Source organism: Chryseobacterium sp. B21-037 (assembly GCF_028570785.1).
Taxonomy (GTDB): Bacteria; Bacteroidota; Bacteroidia; order Flavobacteriales; family Weeksellaceae; genus Chryseobacterium; species Chryseobacterium proteolyticum.
Map to the genome: position 1 here is coordinate 3,648,502 of NZ_JALGCB010000001.1, position 16,066 is coordinate 3,664,567.

The 16,066-nt window shown below is 35.7% G+C and carries 18 protein-coding genes and 1 pseudogene; 7 read left to right on the forward strand and 12 right to left on the reverse strand.

Going from position 1 to position 16,066, the window contains the following annotated elements; genetic code table 11:
• Positions 1 to 34 precede the first annotated feature (34 nt).
• Entirely contained in the window at positions 35 to 2,620 is a 2,586-nt protein-coding gene (gene mutS, locus MTQ00_RS16280; RefSeq protein ID WP_273650303.1) for a DNA mismatch repair protein MutS, read from the forward strand.
• 43 nt (positions 2,621 to 2,663) lie between these two features.
• Here mutS and MTQ00_RS16285 read toward each other — a convergent pair whose 3' ends face one another.
• The 3 genes from MTQ00_RS16285 to MTQ00_RS16295 all read right to left on the reverse strand — a co-directional run bounded on the left by MTQ00_RS16285 (position 2,664) and on the right by MTQ00_RS16295 (position 3,416).
• Entirely contained in the window at positions 2,664 to 2,822 is a 159-nt protein-coding gene (locus MTQ00_RS16285; protein ID WP_172281844.1) for a hypothetical protein, read from the reverse strand.
• A 156-nt stretch (positions 2,823 to 2,978) separates the two neighbouring features.
• The gene (locus tag MTQ00_RS16290; protein ID WP_172281846.1) at positions 2,979 to 3,143 is read right to left on the reverse strand and encodes a bacteriocin; all 165 of its coding nucleotides are present in this window, start codon (positions 3,141 to 3,143) and stop codon (positions 2,979 to 2,981) included.
• A gap of 111 nt (positions 3,144 to 3,254) precedes the next feature.
• On the reverse strand, positions 3,255 to 3,416 hold the full coding sequence (locus tag MTQ00_RS16295) for a bacteriocin (protein WP_172281848.1): 162 nt from the start codon (positions 3,414 to 3,416) through the stop codon (positions 3,255 to 3,257).
• A gap of 151 nt (positions 3,417 to 3,567) precedes the next feature.
• Here MTQ00_RS16295 and MTQ00_RS16300 point away from each other — a divergent pair, with 151 nt between their 5' ends.
• The 3 genes from MTQ00_RS16300 (at position 3,568) to MTQ00_RS16310 (ending at position 5,211) form a co-directional block, all read left to right on the forward strand.
• Complete coding sequence (locus tag MTQ00_RS16300) at positions 3,568 to 4,056, forward strand: TlpA family protein disulfide reductase (protein WP_273650304.1); 489 nt, start codon at positions 3,568 to 3,570, stop codon at positions 4,054 to 4,056.
• 14 nt (positions 4,057 to 4,070) lie between these two features.
• Positions 4,071 to 4,730: a thioredoxin family protein gene (locus tag MTQ00_RS16305; protein WP_273650305.1), complete on the forward strand. Its 660-nt coding sequence runs from the start codon at positions 4,071 to 4,073 to the stop codon at positions 4,728 to 4,730.
• 85 nt (positions 4,731 to 4,815) lie between these two features.
• Positions 4,816 to 5,211, forward strand: coding sequence for a ribosomal maturation YjgA family protein (locus MTQ00_RS16310; protein ID WP_273650306.1), 396 nt, complete (start codon positions 4,816 to 4,818; stop codon positions 5,209 to 5,211).
• Here the strand turns inward: MTQ00_RS16310 and MTQ00_RS16315 are convergent.
• The 5 genes and pseudogenes from MTQ00_RS16315 to MTQ00_RS16335 all read right to left on the reverse strand — a co-directional run bounded on the left by MTQ00_RS16315 (position 5,191) and on the right by MTQ00_RS16335 (position 8,406).
• Positions 5,191 to 5,571 (reverse strand): hypothetical protein, encoded by a 381-nt coding sequence (locus tag MTQ00_RS16315; protein WP_273650307.1) that lies wholly within the window; start codon positions 5,569 to 5,571, stop codon positions 5,191 to 5,193. The genes MTQ00_RS16310 and MTQ00_RS16315 overlap by 21 nt on opposite strands.
• 52 nt (positions 5,572 to 5,623) lie before the next feature.
• A complete protein-coding gene (locus tag MTQ00_RS16320; RefSeq protein ID WP_273650308.1) occupies positions 5,624 to 6,532 on the reverse strand; it encodes a YARHG domain-containing protein in 909 nt (302 codons plus the stop codon).
• A complete protein-coding gene (locus MTQ00_RS22285) occupies positions 6,529 to 6,819 on the reverse strand; it encodes a DUF2306 domain-containing protein (RefSeq protein WP_337249970.1) in 291 nt (96 codons plus the stop codon). The genes MTQ00_RS16320 and MTQ00_RS22285 overlap by 4 nt, the downstream gene beginning before the upstream one ends.
• Positions 6,710 to 7,120 (reverse strand): DUF2306 domain-containing protein, encoded by a 411-nt coding sequence (locus MTQ00_RS16330; RefSeq protein WP_273650310.1) that lies wholly within the window; start codon positions 7,118 to 7,120, stop codon positions 6,710 to 6,712. The genes MTQ00_RS22285 and MTQ00_RS16330 overlap by 110 nt, the downstream gene beginning before the upstream one ends.
• 82 nt (positions 7,121 to 7,202) lie before the next feature.
• Positions 7,203 to 8,406: pseudogene (locus tag MTQ00_RS16335) on the reverse strand (NAD(P)/FAD-dependent oxidoreductase).
• Between the two features lie 111 nt (positions 8,407 to 8,517).
• On the opposite strand from MTQ00_RS16335, the gene MTQ00_RS16340 reads away from it, so the two are divergent.
• The 3 genes from MTQ00_RS16340 to MTQ00_RS16350 all read left to right on the forward strand — a co-directional run bounded on the left by MTQ00_RS16340 (position 8,518) and on the right by MTQ00_RS16350 (position 11,331).
• Positions 8,518 to 9,012, forward strand: coding sequence for an acyl-CoA thioesterase (locus MTQ00_RS16340; RefSeq protein ID WP_172281867.1), 495 nt, complete (start codon positions 8,518 to 8,520; stop codon positions 9,010 to 9,012).
• Between the two features lie 84 nt (positions 9,013 to 9,096).
• Complete coding sequence (gene thiL, locus MTQ00_RS16345; RefSeq protein WP_273650311.1) at positions 9,097 to 10,161, forward strand: thiamine-phosphate kinase; 1,065 nt, start codon at positions 9,097 to 9,099, stop codon at positions 10,159 to 10,161.
• Between the two features lie 261 nt (positions 10,162 to 10,422).
• Positions 10,423 to 11,331: a DUF6268 family outer membrane beta-barrel protein gene (locus MTQ00_RS16350; protein WP_172281872.1), complete on the forward strand. Its 909-nt coding sequence runs from the start codon at positions 10,423 to 10,425 to the stop codon at positions 11,329 to 11,331.
• A 1-nt stretch (position 11,332) separates the two neighbouring features.
• Here MTQ00_RS16350 and MTQ00_RS16355 read toward each other — a convergent pair whose 3' ends face one another.
• From MTQ00_RS16355 to MTQ00_RS16370, 4 genes are all read right to left on the reverse strand, one after another.
• The gene (locus MTQ00_RS16355) at positions 11,333 to 12,070 is read right to left on the reverse strand and encodes a LytR/AlgR family response regulator transcription factor (RefSeq protein WP_273650312.1); all 738 of its coding nucleotides are present in this window, start codon (positions 12,068 to 12,070) and stop codon (positions 11,333 to 11,335) included.
• Positions 12,057 to 13,121: a sensor histidine kinase gene (locus MTQ00_RS16360; RefSeq protein ID WP_273650313.1), complete on the reverse strand. Its 1,065-nt coding sequence runs from the start codon at positions 13,119 to 13,121 to the stop codon at positions 12,057 to 12,059. Before MTQ00_RS16360 ends, MTQ00_RS16355 begins: the two co-directional genes overlap by 14 nt.
• 68 nt (positions 13,122 to 13,189) lie before the next feature.
• A complete protein-coding gene (locus tag MTQ00_RS16365) occupies positions 13,190 to 13,786 on the reverse strand; it encodes a porin family protein (RefSeq protein ID WP_273650314.1) in 597 nt (198 codons plus the stop codon).
• Positions 13,787 to 14,074: 288 nt separating this feature from the next.
• A complete protein-coding gene (locus MTQ00_RS16370) occupies positions 14,075 to 15,547 on the reverse strand; it encodes an RCC1 domain-containing protein (RefSeq protein ID WP_273650315.1) in 1,473 nt (490 codons plus the stop codon).
• Between the last annotated feature and the right edge of the window lie 519 nt (positions 15,548 to 16,066).

A 16,066-nucleotide genomic window follows, 5' to 3' on the forward strand; every position in this document is an offset into this window, starting at 1 on the left:
ATTTATTTTTTAAATTTGACCTTCATTTTTTATTATGGCAAAAACGAAGAAGGAGACTCCATTAATGGCTCAGTATAATACCATCAAGGGAAAATACCCGGATGCTCTTTTATTATTCAGAGTGGGAGATTTTTATGAGACTTTTGGACAGGATGCAATCCGTGCTTCTCAGGTGCTTGGAATTGTGCTTACCAAAAGAGCGAACGGAGAAGGTCATATTGAACTGGCAGGATTTCCACACCACTCAGTAGATTCTTATCTGCCTAAGCTAGTTCGTGCAGGACTTAGGGTGGCTATCTGCGATCAGCTGGAAGATCCTAAAATGGTAAAAGGTATTGTAAAAAGAGGGGTGACAGAACTGGTAACCCCGGGAGTTACTTTTAATGATCAGGTACTTAGTTCCAAGAAGAACAATTTCTTGCTTTCGATCCATAAAGAAAAGGAAAAGTTTGGAATCGCACTGGTTGATATCTCTACCGGAGAATTTTTGGTAAGTGAGGGAACTCTCGAAAAGCTTTTGCATATCGTAAGCACTTTCGATCCCAGCGAAATTATCTATCAGAGAAGTGTTCAGATCCCTGAACAGTTGAAAAATAAAAGTGCTTTCAAACTGGAAGATTGGGCTTTTCAATACAATTTTGCATATGAGAAGTTAACGGGGCAGTTCAAAACCAATTCATTAAAGGGATTTGGTATAGAAAATCTCTCCCTGGCAATTACAGCGGCAGGAGCTATATTTGCGTACCTTGTAGAAGATACTCATCATAACTTACTTGCCCACATCACTAAAATCAAGGTGATCCCCCAAGATGATTTCCTGATGATGGATAATTTCACATTGAGAAATCTAGAGATTGTATATCCAAGCAACCCACAAGGAAAGTCATTGTTAGATATTATTGATAGGACTTCAACCCCAATGGGAGGTCGACTCCTAAGAAGAAGGATTATTCTTCCGCTCAAATCTGTTAATGAAATTCAAAGAAGGTTATCCCTTATTGACTTCTTAAATGAGAACGATGGATTAAAATATGAGATCTCTCAATTGCTGAAATCTATTTCCGACCTCGATCGTTTGATGGGAAAGTTAGCAGCAGAAAAAATTTCCCCGAAAGAAATAGGTTATCTTCGTCAGAGCTTAGTTAATATCCATACAATTAAGGACTTACTTCATCCGTTTGCTGATGTGCTGGCATGGATTGAACCGCTTTATGATCTTGGAGAACTGATTCAGTCTTTACAGGATAGACTCAATGAAGAACTTCCTGTAAATATTTCAAAAGGGAAAGTAATTAAAGAGGGGATTTCGGAAGAACTCGACAGGCTTAGAAACCTTCAAAGCAAAGGGCGGGGCTTTCTCGATGAAATGTGTCAACGGGAAATAGAAAGAACAGGGATTTCAAGCCTTAAAATAGATTTTAATAATGTTTTCGGATATTTTATTGAGGTCCGGAACACTCATAAAGATAAAGTTCCAGGAGATTGGTTGAGAAAGCAAACACTCGTTAATGCAGAGCGTTACATTACTGAAGAATTAAAAGAATATGAAAGTCAGATTCTTGGAGCTGAGGAAAAGATTAGTGTTTTAGAAAATGAGTTATACAGGAATGTGTGCTCTGAAACAATGGTTTATATGGACCAGATTCAGGAAAATTCGAATATCATTGCGCAGCTCGATGTAGCGGTAGGATTATCGGAGCTTGCTGTTTCAGAAAGCTATACAAAACCTATTTTGAATGATGGCTACATTGTTGATCTGAAGGAGGCAAGACACCCAATTATTGAAAATGCCCTTCCTTTGGGAGAAAAATATATTCCTAATGATATCTTTTTAGACAAGGATTCCCAACAGATCATTATGGTTACCGGCCCAAACATGGCGGGTAAATCTGCAATTCTTCGTCAGACGGCGATCGTCTGTCTTCTGGCGCAAATAGGAAGTTTTGTGCCGGCAAAACATGCTGAAATAGGGGTTTTAGATAAGATATTTACCAGAGTAGGAGCGACAGACAATATTTCTGCCGGGGAATCTACTTTTATGGTTGAGATGAATGAAGCGGCTAACATTCTTAATAATATTTCAGAACGGAGTCTGATCCTGCTGGATGAAATCGGTCGTGGTACATCAACCTATGATGGGGTTTCAATTGCTTGGGCTATCGCAGAATATCTGCACCAGCATCCAAGTCAGGCTAAGACATTATTTGCAACCCACTACCATGAGCTGAATGAGATGACAGTTAATTTTGAAAGGGTGAAAAATTTCCATGTCTCCATACAGGAAAATAAAGGGAATATCATCTTTCTGAGAAAGCTGGTTCCGGGTGGAAGTGAGCATAGCTTCGGTATTCATGTGGCAAAACTGGCCGGAATGCCGGCGAAAGTGGTTAACAGGGCTAATGAGATTCTAAAAACCCTGGAAGCAAGCCGAACTCAGGGAACTTCATCGGAAAGTATTAAAAGAGTGACAGATGAAAATATGCAGTTATCATTTTTTCAGCTAGACGACCCTGTTTTGGAAAATATCAGAGAAGAACTTACTAAAATAGATATCAATACGCTAACCCCAATAGAAGCTTTAATGAAGCTTAATGCAATTAAGAAAATGATTGGAGGATAAAAAAAGAGAGCTTACTAGCTCTCTTTTTTTGATATGGATAATGTTAGCAACAGCTTCCATCCATTCTGCAAATTCCCACACGAGGTTCGCCGTCGGGAGTAAAGCAAAAACATTCTATGAGGCAGTCATTACCGGCTCCGCCATTGATTTCCTTTAGTTGTTTCTTTGTTAATTTTCTTTTCTGATTGTCTGATTTTTTCATGATAAAAAATTTTAATTTGGTATAACTAAAGTACATTTTTATTTTAACAGGACAAGATAAAGTGATTGGTTTTTAGTTGCTTATTGAGTAAATTTAAAATAGGATGTCATATCATTCTATTTGTAGCTGCACTTTTTATTGCCTCGGATGGTGCAATTAGCAACAATACCCATCTTGTATTCCGGGAACTCCTATTAATTCTTCCCCTGTATTTCTGTCAAAACAGCTAAATACAACAGGGCAATCATGTCCCACACCTCCGTTAACTTTCTTCAACTCTTTTTTAGTTAATTTTGTGATTCTGATGTTTGATTTTTTCATAATTATAATATTTAATTTGTTTAAAAGCACATTGTTTTGTGTGAAAAATGACACCAGATAATGGTGTCATCGTAGATTTGTTATTATTTGATTAGCTATTAGTACAACCAATTAGCAGCAATAATCATCCTGAACTCCTGGCACACCATAGCGTTCCTGCCCTGTATGACGGTCAATGCAGCTGATTACCCTTGGGCAGACAACTCTTCCACCGTTAATTTCTTTCAACTCTTTTTTAGTTAGTTTTTTTGATTTAGTGTTTGATTTTTTCATAATAAAAACTTTTAATTTGACTAAACTAAATTACATTTTTAATTCTGATATATCCATAATTGGTGAATGAAATTCATGAAAAATACCTGAATTCAGGTATATTAACTAGTTGAAAATCATTGATCAATGAAACTTTTTATTAATTTTGAATATGAAGCATTTCTTAAAAATTTTATTCCTATCATTAGGCGTTACCATTTCAAAGGCACAGCAGACTGAAATTTCTTCTGTGAAATATGAAGAGCTTGAAAAACGTATTCAGCAGGAAACCGATAAGTTCCTTGTCCTGAACTTTTGGTCAACGACTTGTGCTCCATGTGTAAAAGAACTTCCTGATTTTATGGAAGTAAATAACAAGAATAAAGACAATCCGAAATTTAAAATGATTTTAGTTTCACTCGACAGATTAGCGGATAAGGAAAGAGTGCTAAAGTTTATCAAAAATAAAAAGCTTACTGCTGAAGTTATTTTATTGGATGATATCAAAAGAATGAATACATGGATTCCCCGGTTCGAAAAAAACTGGGATGGAAATATTCCCGTAACTTTGTTTTATAAAGGAGGCGAAAAGATCTTTTTTAATGATGGAGAAATGAGCAAAACTGAACTTGAGTCTGTTATTAATAAAAATTTACTTTAAATATTTATAATACTATGAAGAACATAAAAATTATCATAACATCTTTTATTATTGGTTTCGGCTTATTGAGTTTTACCGCAAAGAATAATGAGAACACAGTAAAAGAGAAATATAGTTTTATAACATCTGAAAAAGGATACGAAATAGGAGATGAGGCAACAGATTTTAAACTGAAAAATATTGATGGCAAAATGGTTTCCCTTAGTGATTATAAAAGTGCTAAAGGCTTTATTATTATTTTCACCTGTAACCATTGCCCGTATGCTAAGAAATACGAAGACAGGATTATTGCGCTGGATAAAAAATACAAAGAACAAGGTTATCCCGTAATTGCCATTAACCCGAATGATCCGAATGTACAACCGGAAGACGGATACCAGCAAATGATTGAAAGGGCTAAACAAAAAGGCTTTACATTTCCTTATTTAGTGGATGAGGGACAAAAAATTTATCCTCAGTATGGGGCAACTAAAACGCCGCATGTTTTTATTTTACAAAAAGAAAATGGAAAGAATATTGTTAAATATATAGGAGCGATCGATAACAATTACGACAATCCCAATGATGTTTCAGAGTATTACGCACAAGATGCAGTCAATGCTTTACTAAAGGGAGAACCTGTTAAAATGACAAAAACGGTTGCAATAGGATGTACCGTAAAAGTAAAAAAATAATCTCCTATTTGTAATAAAAAATGAATAAAGCGGGCACATGCCCGCTTTATTAATCCAGTATAATGACTTTTGTTAAACCAGGAAAATGAAACTACAATTTAATATCAAATACCTTATTCTGACGATTCTACTATTTCTGACAGAAGTTATAATTGCTACTGCATTAAAAAATGTTTTCTTTGTCAGGGCCTATTTGGGAGATGTTATTGTTGTAATCCTTCTTTATACTTTTGTCAAAAGCTTCATTACAATTGATAATACAAAACTTATTACAGGAATTTTTATATTCTCATGTATCATTGAATTTGCTCAGTATTTTAATGTTGCAGAAAAAGCAGGCTTCCAAAAAGGAAGCCTGATGTATATTGTTATAGGAAATTCATTTTCATGGGTAGATATCACATGTTATGCGATGGGATGTTTATTTCTCTATCTTATCATAAAAGTAGCTGAAAATAAATCATTCCAACCAGAAAATTAGAGGCTGTTTCATTTTCATTTTGACCTTTTCTCCATTTTTTTCTCCGGGAATCCATTTTGTATGTACACTGTGAAGAGCCTTCAGGAATTCTTTTTTTATGATTTCATTTTCGTAGGATTCTATTTGTATCTGGCTCATGCTGCCATCTTTTTCTACTATAAATGTAGCTACCGCTTTTGCTGTACTGATATTGAGCCTGGTTAATAATGACGTTTGGAAATTGCTTTGAATCTTTCTTACAAATGCCTGATGACCACCAGGAAATTCAGGGTTTTTGTATCCTGCAAGTTCGTCGGGAGAAATAACCGAATGGTTTTTCTGAGTGGAAGCAGAGTCTTTTTGTGCAGAAAGAAAGACCATGCAGAAAATTAAAGCAAAAAGGCTAAGATATTTTTTTTATCATCTTTTATTTTTAACGGCCAAATCTGTCGTATTTATCCTCGGCATATTTGATGAAACGGTTTAATAAAGCAACATTTTCCTTTTCTACTGGAGATAGATCATGATCTACATTATTCGAAACGGGAATATACCAGTCTGTATGTTCAAAGAAGTTTCTGTAGGTTTCTTTTTTAAATGAGTATCCATGTCTTGCAAAGACAGAGTTTTTGATGATTTCCATATCAAGTTTTCTCAGGTTTTTAAGATCTTTTTCTGTTAACTTCTGTTTGGAAGCATTGATTTTAAAAATAGCCTCAGAAGCGACCCTGTTTTTCGAGGTTGTATAGCTTTCTGTTTTTCCCGTCTCTTCATCAGTATACTTTTCAATAAAATCTTTAGGATTCGACCAATCTACCAGGTCAGAGTTTTCGTCCAGCATAAAGTTAGGGTTATACACAAAATCTTTTTTTATAAGCTTTAACGTCTTTGAAGGGGACTTTACTGCTGTTTTATTGAAGGCTGTCCATTTACCTGTTAAGCTGTCATTATTGAGCTTTATTTCAAATCTTCCATCGGTTTTATCATTTCCGGGTTCATCCAGTACAAAAGACTTTGTTTCTTCATTAAAAATGCCACGGAATGGTCGCTGATTGCCATTTACAATGCTTTGTCCATATACACTGTCTTTGGTAATCTTGTTAATTTTTACAGAAATTTTTTTAAATATATTATCTTCATATTCATTACCGTCATATTCGTCAATCACTTTTTCCTTTCCGCCGAAATCACCCGTGTAGATTCCATAGTATTCTTTATGGATTTCCGGAATTACAACAGAGTCTTTTTTTGCCATTGCGGGGCCTGCACTTTTAGCTTCTTTTTTACAACTTGATAACGCGACTGCTAACAGAGATACGAGAGTGTAATTTAAAATTTTCATAGTATTTTTTTTGTGATTAAAAACTCAATTAAAAGGATATTAGGAATCCAACCAAGCCAGGCAATTATTTGATATACATCCATCGGATTTGGATGAAATAAATATACAATAATAACTTTCCACATTCTTAAAGTAATAGCAGATAGTGTCAATGCAAAACTTCTCCACATCCATTGCTTATGGAGGAGGAATTTTTTTTTGTTTTGCCAGCTTAAAGGCTTTGAAGGTCGTAATCCACCACAGGATTCCCAGAATAATAAAAGAAAATTTTGAAAGGAATCCTCCATTGGCAAATATACCCATATAAACTCCCGAGGGAGCAGAGAGGCATAATACCACAAAAATATAGCTCTTTCCTATATTTTTGTGTAGGCTTTTCAAACCGAAATCTTTTCTCAGAATCGCTAAAAAGCCCAGTAACAGTACAAATATACTGGTATAAACATGAGTGTAGAAGAGGTAAAGATATTCAGGTCTATGACTTACCTCCGTCTGTTTGATCTGTAAAAAGCTTACTTCAGGGCTTATAGGAATATATTCCAGGGTAATTTGAAGCATAAGACAAAAGAAATAACCGAATCCTATCATTAAAAGGATTTTAAGAATATTCTGATATTTCTTTTGAATTAAAAACACTGCAATTACATCCTTGTTATAATTGACTAGATAATCATTTCATGTTCAGATCCTGTGCAATCAACCATGCTTCACTCCAGCATGCCTGAAAATTGAACCCACCCGTTTACTGCATCAATATTTAATACTTCACCGGCAATATAAAACCGAGGAAGGATCTTTGAAGACATATTTTTAAAGTTGATTTCTTTTAAATCCACTCCTCCGGCAGTTACAAATTCATCTTTAAAGGTTGATTTGCCTGTAACCTGAAGTTTTTTAGAGCAGAGACTGATAAGGATCGCCTGCATTTCCTTTCCGGAAATATGAGCTACCTGTTTATTGAGGTCTATTTTTAAAGTGTCAAGAATTTTCTGCCAGAATCTGTTGGTAACTTCAAATATTTTCGACTGACCTATGGTCTTTTTAGGATTGCTGTGTCTGAAGTTTTGAAATATCTCCTCTGCTTCATCTAGTGTTTTTGAAATGAAATTTACTTCAATTTCAAAGTTATATTTCACCTTTGCCAGATTGATCGCCTCCCAGGCCGAAATTTTCAGTATGGCAGGTCCGGATAATCCCCAATGTGTTATCAGGAGCGGCCCACTTTCCGCTGTTTTCAACTTTGGTATTGAAACTTCTGCATTTTCAAAGCTGGTTCCTGCAAGGTCTTTCAGAAGATCATTTTTAATGTTGAAAGTAAAAAGTGAGGGAACAAGGCTAATGATTCTGTGTCCTAAACTTTCTACAATTTTCAGAGATTTTGGAGAGCTTCCTGTAGCATAAATGATGTAATCCGCTACAAGGTCTTCCGAGCTGGTCTTTACAATGTATCTTTCACCATCCTTTACAATTTCTTTTACAACAGATTTTGTTTTTACATCTATATTTTTCTTTTGGACTTCGTTGAGAAAAGTATTGATAATTGTTTGTGAAGAATTGCTTTCAGGGAAGATTCTGTTGTCATTTTCTATTTTCAACGAAATATTTCGTTGTTCAAACCATTCCATGGTGTCTCCGGGCTGAAATTTGGTAAAAACACTTAAAAGTTCTTTGTTCCCACGAGGGTAAAACTGAATCAATTCTTTGGGGTCAAAACAAGCGTGACTTACATTACAACGACCTCCTCCTGAGATTTTTACTTTCTGGAGGACATCCGAGTTTTGTTCAAGAATAATAATTTTATATTTGGTTTCGTCAAGGTTGGATGCACAGAAAAACCCCGCTGCACCTCCTCCGATAATAATAATTTGTTTCATGTACCTGTAATCTTATGGTGAAGATTATTTTTCCAAAAGTACAATTTTTATAAACCATCTTATTTGAGTATTTTTGAAGATTATAATTTATTATTCTAAATACAATTTCAAATGACATTCTACCATACCTTCGAAGTGCGTTGGAGCGATCTTGACGCCAACAAACACTTAGCAAATTCATCTTATGTGCAGTATTGTGCACAAGCCAGGATGGCTTTTATGACAAAAGAAAAAATGGGAGTTACCCAGTTGAGTCGATGGGGGATAGGACCTGTTATGCTTCATGAAAGATATTCTTTTTTTAAAGAAATCTATGCTGATCAGACGGTGATCGTGAGTGTGGAAATAGGCGGTTGCTCGGAAGATTCTTCCATCTACCGTTTTATACACAAATTCTATACTCCGGATGGTGTGCATTGTGCAACGTCTGAAGCTACAGGGGTATGGATTGATATGATGCTGAGAAAAATGACCACTCCTCCGGATGATGTTATTGAAGCAATGAATAAATATAAAACACCAGACACTGAAGTTTTAACCAGAGAGGATTTTAAAAAGTTCCCTTTCCATCCTCATAACATTGATCCTTCAGAGTTTAACAAATAAATGATAATTGATAAATAATCATGGATAAAAGAATATCGAACAGCATTTATCAATTATCTGTCATCATTTATAAATAAAAAAGATATGTTTGAAGATAAATCTCAGGAACTAACACCCATTTCCAAATTAGGAGAATTTGGATTGATCAAACACTTAACGGAACATTTTCCTTTGTCCAATGAATCTTCGGAGCTTGGAGTTGGAGATGATGCAGCAGTTATCAATCCGGGCGGAAAGAAAGTGGTCCTTACCACTGATGTATTGGCAGAAGGTGTTCACTTTAATCTGGGTTATGTTCCATTAAAGCATTTAGGATACAAAGCTGTTGTTGTCAATTTAAGTGATGTAGCGGCGATGAATGCTACTCCTACACAGATTTTAGTTTCTCTTGCCGTTTCCAACCGGTTTCCGGTAGAAGCTTTAGAGGAAATCTATTCTGGTATCCAGGCTGCTTGCGCGAGATATAAAGTAGATTTAATAGGAGGAGATACCACCAGTTCTAATACAGGGTTGGTAATGAGTATTACCGCTATAGGAATTGAAGATGAAGAGAATCTGGTTAAAAGAAGTGATGCGAAGCCGAACGATTTATTGGTCGTAAGCGGAGATCTTGGAGGAGCCTATATGGGGTTACAGATTTTAGAAAGAGAGCATGCCGTTTTCCTGGCAAATCCGAATATGCAGCCGGAAATGGAAGGATACGATTATATTCTGGAAAGACAATTAAAGCCAGAGGCAAGAACGGATGTTAAAACGATCCTTAAAGAGCTGGATATAAAACCAACTTCTATGATCGATATTTCTGATGGGCTTGCTTCTGAAATACTGCACCTTTCTGACCAGTCAAAAGTAGGATTCAGGCTATATGAAGAGAAGATCCCTATGGATAGCCTTACGATCTCAACTGCTGATGAAATGAATTTGAATCCTGTTGTAACAGCATTAAGTGGAGGTGAAGATTACGAATTATTATTTACAATCGCACCGGCAGATTTTGATAAAATAAAAAACCATCCTGATTTTACGATTGTAGGACATGCTGTAGATAAAGAGGACGGGAATTTTATGGTGGCCAGAGGTTCCAACCAGCTGATACCGCTTACGGCGCAAGGCTGGGATGCTTTTTTGGGAAACCAGCAGGGAGAATAAAGTAATACTTAATTTTCAATATTGTTAGAAGCCACAGTACTAGTACTGTGGCTTTTGTATTGTATTGTATTGTATTGTATTGTATTGTATTGTATTGTATTGCTGAGACTAAGCCGTATGAGATCATAAATAAGGACAGGAACAAGCGTATGGCATCTATTGGTCATGCAGTTATTTCAGGTCATCACAAGATGTACACACTTAATCAAGTATTTTTTGTTTCGCTTTTTGAATACCCTCTCTTTGTGAAAATTTTACATTATGAAGAAGGGTCTTTTGATTGCCTTTTATGGTTTTACTCATTTAAGTTGTCTGCTAAACGCACAATCCGGATTATCCGGAGAATTAAAAACGGAATATATTCCTTATTCAAGTTACATCCGTCCTGAGGATAGTATGAAAACGGATTCCAAAAGTGATTTTAAGAGAATGGATATAAGCTTCAGCATTCCTCTTTCCATGAAAAAAATAAGTGAAGGAAAAATAAAATCATGGTCATTACTTGTTAACGGATCTTATGCTAAACTGTCCCATAAGAACTATGAAACTCATTTATTTCCTGATCAGATGCTGAATGCGCAGGTTGGATTACAGCATATAAGACCTTTGGGTGGAAAATGGAGCATGATGGTTACCGCTTCAGCCGGCGTTTATACCGACCTTGAAAATGTAAACTTTGATGATGTTTTAGGGCAGGGAGGTTTATTGTTTATAAAAAACTTTACTCCTAATCTTGCGCTTGGAGCAGGCCCTGTGCTTACTACTGCATTTGGAGTACCCATGATTATGCCCTGGATCTATTTCGATTGGAAAACGGGAAATAAAATCAAATTCAACATCAACTTTCCTGAAGGAATGGAGGCGGGCTATCAGTTTTCAGATAAATTTGCTATCAAGGCAGTCGTTGGATTAAACGGGATGACGGTAGAAAGGAATAAAGGAGGAAAATCCACGCTGCTTGGCTATCAGCAAATTACAGCAGGGATACGGCCTGAATTACAGATCAGCAAAAATGTAAGTCTACGTCTTACCGGAGGAACCGCTCTCCTGAGGAGCTTTAGTGAAAATGACCGTAAGATCAAAAGCATATTTAAATCAAAAAAGATGGAAGATCCTCGTTTTGCTTCCACCTTTTATATGGCTGTTTCTCTTCGCTGGAATCTCCCTTAATTTATTTACTTATGAGCTTCTTATAGACTACCTGGTTAAGCAATTCTTCTTTACGGGTTCTCGAAATAGGAAGCTCTGTTTTATTAATATAAAGCCTGCCTCCTGCAATCATTTCAATATGAGTGATATTGATGAGAAATGATTTATGGATTCTAAAAAAATGCTCAGGGGATAAGGACTCCTCGATAGCTTTCATTGTCTGATGAATGACAAGTGTTTTATCTTTAAAATGCAGTTTGGTGTAGTTCTGCATGCTTTCAATATATAAAATATCTACCCAGGAAACCTTTATAAAGGTGTCGGATTGACGTACATATAAGTAAGGATCATCCAGAGAAATATTTCTTTTGGATCTTTCAAATAAGATGAATTGCTGCTGTGCCTTATTTACTGCCTGGTAAAAACGATTAAACGCTATAGGTTTTAAAAGGTAATCTACAATCTGTAGTCTGTAGCCCTCTAAGGCATATTCTGAGTAAGCAGTTGTGAAAATACATAAAGGCGGATTCTCCAGTTGTTCCAAAAAATCAAGGCCTGTAAGATAAGGCATATTAATATCCAAAAAGATGAGGTCAATTTGATTCTCTTGTATTTTGTTATTAGCCTCTAATGCGGTAGCACAGGTATCCACCACTTCCAAAAAATCAATTTGATCCGCCATGTCTTTTAGATAGAATCTTGCCAAGGGTTCGTCATCTATAATCAGACATTTCATTTTGGGAATATTATTGTTTGTCATTTTCCTGAGAGAGATTTAGGATTAGAGAAATTTTGTAAACATGATTATCAGACTCCACGTTGAGAGAGTATGAATCCGGGTACTGAAGATCAAGCCTTTTCTGTACATTATTAAGCCCTATTCCATGAGCACCATCTTTACTTTTATGAACAGTTATACTGGAGTAGGAATTTTCCACATAAAAAGAAAGTTGGTTATCTTTTTCCTTACATGAAATTAAGATATAACCTTTATGCCCCGGCAAGCGGCAAACATATTTAAAGGCATTCTCAATAAAAGGAACGAGAAGAAGCGGAGCAATAGTCGCTTTATCGGTGGAAAGCTCCCAGGTTGCTTTTACATCCAGTTCATTTCCCCAACGCAATTTTTCAACTTCTACAAGATTTTGTAGGTATTCAACATCTTTTTTAAGCAGGACCTGATTCTGATTACAGTGATAAAGCTGATACCTCAGTATATCTGAAAACTTTAGCAATAAAAATGAAGCAAGCTCAGTATTGGTTTTCATCAGGATATGAATATGATTGAGAATATTGAAAACCAAATGGGGATTTATCTGGTCCTGTAATAGCTTAAGCTGATTTTCCAGATGGGCTTGTTGCAAAAGAATGTGATCCCTTTCAATTTTTCCGTGTTCCTGATAAAATGTTATTCCGCATGCTGTTCCATTAATAAGAAAGGATGCAGGAAGAGCTAAATAAAATCCTTTCCATAAAATAGGGAGGTGACTTTTAAAACCAGGAGCTAGGGGTGTTCTGGAATCTACTTCTATATAAGCAAAAACAAAAGAGTAAATAAAGCTCAGTAAAAGAATCATAATCGTTGCCTGGAGTAGGAATTTTTTCATCTTCCTCTCTTTTAAGGCTTGCGGGAGTAATTTTTTTGTTAAAAACTGAGTGAAAATAAAGGAGCTTATTACAATGGCTAAAGTCTGGATAAGTGAATTGTATCTGCCGGAATCTGCCTGGAAATTAATCCACATGGTTATCCCGAAAATCAGCCAGAAACCAATAACAAATAGATGTTTTCTTACGATAAAAGATTTAAGCATATTTTGATAGGTAAAAAATTAGAAACTGCAGGAAATGCAGTTTCTAATGGTAAAGATAATTTAAGTTTTTAGAACAGGAAGTATCCGATTCCAAGCGAGAAGCTGTGAGGTTTGGATTTAAATTCTTTGCTGATGCTGGTGAGTCCTGTTTCGTACCTCAGATCAACGGTGAAGTTTTTATAATCCACACCAATTCCACCGGTAATACCAATATTGGATTTATCGAATTTTTTTAAACCTTCGCGCAGTGCTTTTGAGGTAGAAATATTATCATTAAATCCATAACTGTAAACTCCTCCGGCAAAAGCTCGGACATTAAAATCTTTGGAACTTACGATCTTATAACCTGCTACAACAGGGATATCGATTGAATTCCATTTCAATTGCGAAGAACTTCCATCTTTTAAGTCATATGATGTTTTTCTTTTGTTAAATATAGCTTCTCCCTGAAGATATATCCGGTTAAAGTCTACTCTTGCCATAAGTCCCGCCTGATATCCTATTCCATATTTTCCGCTCAGGTCAGAAGAGGCAGAAGATGTTTTAGTGAAATTTGTACCGGCCTTAACTCCAATATGAACGATTGGTGTTTGTTGTGCGTTGGCTTCTACTGAGCAGGTAATGCAAAGCAATAAAGAGCTTACTGCTAAAAAACGTTGTTTCATAATAATAAATAGTATTAAATCTGGTGCAAAACAACAGCAGTGAGCGTGAAAATGAAATTTTATTTGATGAAGAGCATGGGTGTTTTGATAAAAGGAAGCTTTTGTATCAGGTTGAGCTCATCTTCGTTAATAGGTATTTCATGTAATCATTGATAAAGTATCCTGATTGTGCCATTATCTAAAGATGCCAGGCAATAACAAAAGCTATTCTTTGTGTATAAAAAAGACTGCCTTAGTTTAAGGCAGCCTTTAATAACTAATATCAGTTAAATGAGTATCGTAATCAACTTACTTATCTTCATACACAGGAACCAAAATATTTGATCCAGACTCGTTCAGTCTTCCTAATTGTCTGTAAGCGCCTTGTCCTGCTCCGTATAGTACATTTCTTTTATTGGAAGCAGGAAGATACATATTGTTGTATCCCAGACTAACTCCGCTATATTCAAAACCATTAAGGTGAGCTGGGGTAATGCTTGTAACGGCGTTTAAGGTATTTGTATTTCCAGTCCCAAAACGACCGTTGGTATTGAGTCCAACACCATAGATATTATTCTGGTTGGTGATAAAAGCGACACCATTATTCATTGAGAACTCTGTAAAACGTTCTCCGGATTGAAGGTTAGGAGTTAAATTTGTAGGTCCCGAATATACGCTTCCTCCTCCAAAATATAACATATAACCAAAAGCAAAGAACCTTCCCTGATCAGTTATAAATCCACCTCCATAATTGGAGTAATCATCAACTTGTACTTTCACTACTTTTTCTCCTGAATTCAATGTAAATTGGGAATTAAGAAGGGTAGGGGTAGTAGCGGTTCCTACATTAGTTGGAAGCCCTATTCTTCTGTACGTTGTACTATTAAGTCCCCATGTGTAAACATTTCCATCACTGGTAACTGCGATGGCTCCATAGATAAATACATCCATATCTATAACTTCCATCCCGTTAAAGAAATTAATTTTTGTAAAGGTATCGGCTTGGCCGGTTGTTGTTCCGTCACCCAAAACACCATACCCATTATATCCTGTTACATAGAGTTGATTATCCTCCCCTAAAACAAGAGAATTGTATTGTCCGGTTCTTGCTTTTTTAGCTTTAACACCTCCGGGAAGCGCAACTTGTCGTGGGGAAGCTACAGTAGTGGTATTTCCGGTTCCGTTCTTTCCATAGCTATTTTGTCCCCATACCCAGAGCTCCCCACTTGTAGTAATAGCCATTCCATTATATCGCCCCATAGTAAGCTCCTTACAAGAGCGGCCTAAAATAAGAGATGGGTATTTTGATCCAGCTGTTAAAGCTCCTAGCTGATTGGAAGATTGAAGTCCCATACCATAAACATAATTGTTTTTATAAGGGTCTATGTATGTTGCTGCATAGAGGTCAGCAGCAGCTACCTTATTAGCTCTGGCTGGCTTATTACCATTATAGGTTATTTCTGTTTGGATTAAGTTTTCAACTTCTGTTTCATCTATAAGACAAGAACTCCACCCTTGGGAATCATCTGTTGTTTTCAACCTAAGGCATCGTTTGTTATTATCATAAACAACAGTAGCTTCTACTGGAGTTGTATTGCTGTTGCTTACTGCAACATCGGTAGAGTCCACGCGAGGCATTACCAAACCCATTTGTTTGCTTGGTATGTTTTGTAAATGCAGAATTCCTTGTGGGGAGGTGGTATTTACCCCGACCTGAGCATAAGTTATGCTGGATAAAAAGATTGTTGTCACCAACAATAGTAGGTTTTTTAATTTAGTCATTGCTTGTGTTTTTAATTGGTTATATAATATTATTAAGATGAATTGTCTTCTTCTTTTTCTTTTATATCATTAAATCACAGGAGAAGGATTTTTTTTATGTCGAATTTTTACCGCAAATACATATTTTGCATTAAAAATGAGCTACTTAATTTATTTTAGTGCTAATTAACGATGCTAAAAAGAATAAGCAATTTGGTACAATCGTGGGAACTAATAAATCTATCTCCTTTTTTTTATAAAAATTTTTTTTCAGCGCGAAAATATAAAATATATTTAAGCTAAATGACTGTAAAAAATTATCTATTTTATTGATATAAAGCGTTTTGTATTTATTGTTTCGGTGTAATTAATCAAAAAAATAAACTACAAAGGCTTTTATTGTTTATAAAACATCTAATTTTTATCAAAAACATGATTTATATCATGTTTTTTTAGTTGGTTTTGTGAAAGTAACTATTATGGGTTGTGGTGAGTCTTTTTAGTTGAAACTTATTTCGGTTTTAGTTCCATTACGAATAA

Excerpts from the sequence above, each read along its gene's own strand:
- MTQ00_RS16320 (WP_273650308.1), bottom strand. The coding sequence starts at position 6,532 with ATGAAAATTTTAAATTACACTCTCGTATCTCTGTTAGCAGTCGCGTTA.
- MTQ00_RS16315 (WP_273650307.1), bottom strand. The coding sequence starts at position 5,571 with ATGGTCTTTCTTTCTGCACAAAAAGACTCTGCTTCCACTCAGAAAAAC.
- MTQ00_RS16305 (WP_273650305.1), top strand. The coding sequence starts at position 4,071 with ATGAAGAACATAAAAATTATCATAACATCTTTTATTATTGGTTTCGGC.
- mutS (WP_273650303.1), top strand. The coding sequence starts at position 35 with ATGGCAAAAACGAAGAAGGAGACTCCATTAATGGCTCAGTATAATACC.
- MTQ00_RS16310 (WP_273650306.1), top strand. The coding sequence starts at position 4,816 with ATGAAACTACAATTTAATATCAAATACCTTATTCTGACGATTCTACTA.
- MTQ00_RS22285 (WP_337249970.1), bottom strand. The coding sequence starts at position 6,819 with ATGGAGGATTCCTTTCAAAATTTTCTTTTATTATTCTGGGAATCCTGT.
- MTQ00_RS16370 (WP_273650315.1), bottom strand. The coding sequence starts at position 15,547 with ATGACTAAATTAAAAAACCTACTATTGTTGGTGACAACAATCTTTTTA.
- MTQ00_RS16290 (WP_172281846.1), bottom strand. The coding sequence starts at position 3,143 with ATGAAAAAATCAAACATCAGAATCACAAAATTAACTAAAAAAGAGTTG.
- thiL (WP_273650311.1), top strand. The coding sequence starts at position 9,097 with ATGTTTGAAGATAAATCTCAGGAACTAACACCCATTTCCAAATTAGGA.
- MTQ00_RS16330 (WP_273650310.1), bottom strand. The coding sequence starts at position 7,120 with ATGATAGGATTCGGTTATTTCTTTTGTCTTATGCTTCAAATTACCCTG.
- MTQ00_RS16365 (WP_273650314.1), bottom strand. The coding sequence starts at position 13,786 with ATGAAACAACGTTTTTTAGCAGTAAGCTCTTTATTGCTTTGCATTACC.
- MTQ00_RS16340 (WP_172281867.1), top strand. The coding sequence starts at position 8,518 with ATGACATTCTACCATACCTTCGAAGTGCGTTGGAGCGATCTTGACGCC.
- MTQ00_RS16355 (WP_273650312.1), bottom strand. The coding sequence starts at position 12,070 with ATGACAAACAATAATATTCCCAAAATGAAATGTCTGATTATAGATGAC.
- MTQ00_RS16350 (WP_172281872.1), top strand. The coding sequence starts at position 10,423 with ATGAAGAAGGGTCTTTTGATTGCCTTTTATGGTTTTACTCATTTAAGT.
- MTQ00_RS16300 (WP_273650304.1), top strand. The coding sequence starts at position 3,568 with ATGAAGCATTTCTTAAAAATTTTATTCCTATCATTAGGCGTTACCATT.
- MTQ00_RS16295 (WP_172281848.1), bottom strand. The coding sequence starts at position 3,416 with ATGAAAAAATCAAACACTAAATCAAAAAAACTAACTAAAAAAGAGTTG.
- MTQ00_RS16285 (WP_172281844.1), bottom strand. The coding sequence starts at position 2,822 with ATGAAAAAATCAGACAATCAGAAAAGAAAATTAACAAAGAAACAACTA.
- MTQ00_RS16360 (WP_273650313.1), bottom strand. The coding sequence starts at position 13,121 with ATGCTTAAATCTTTTATCGTAAGAAAACATCTATTTGTTATTGGTTTC.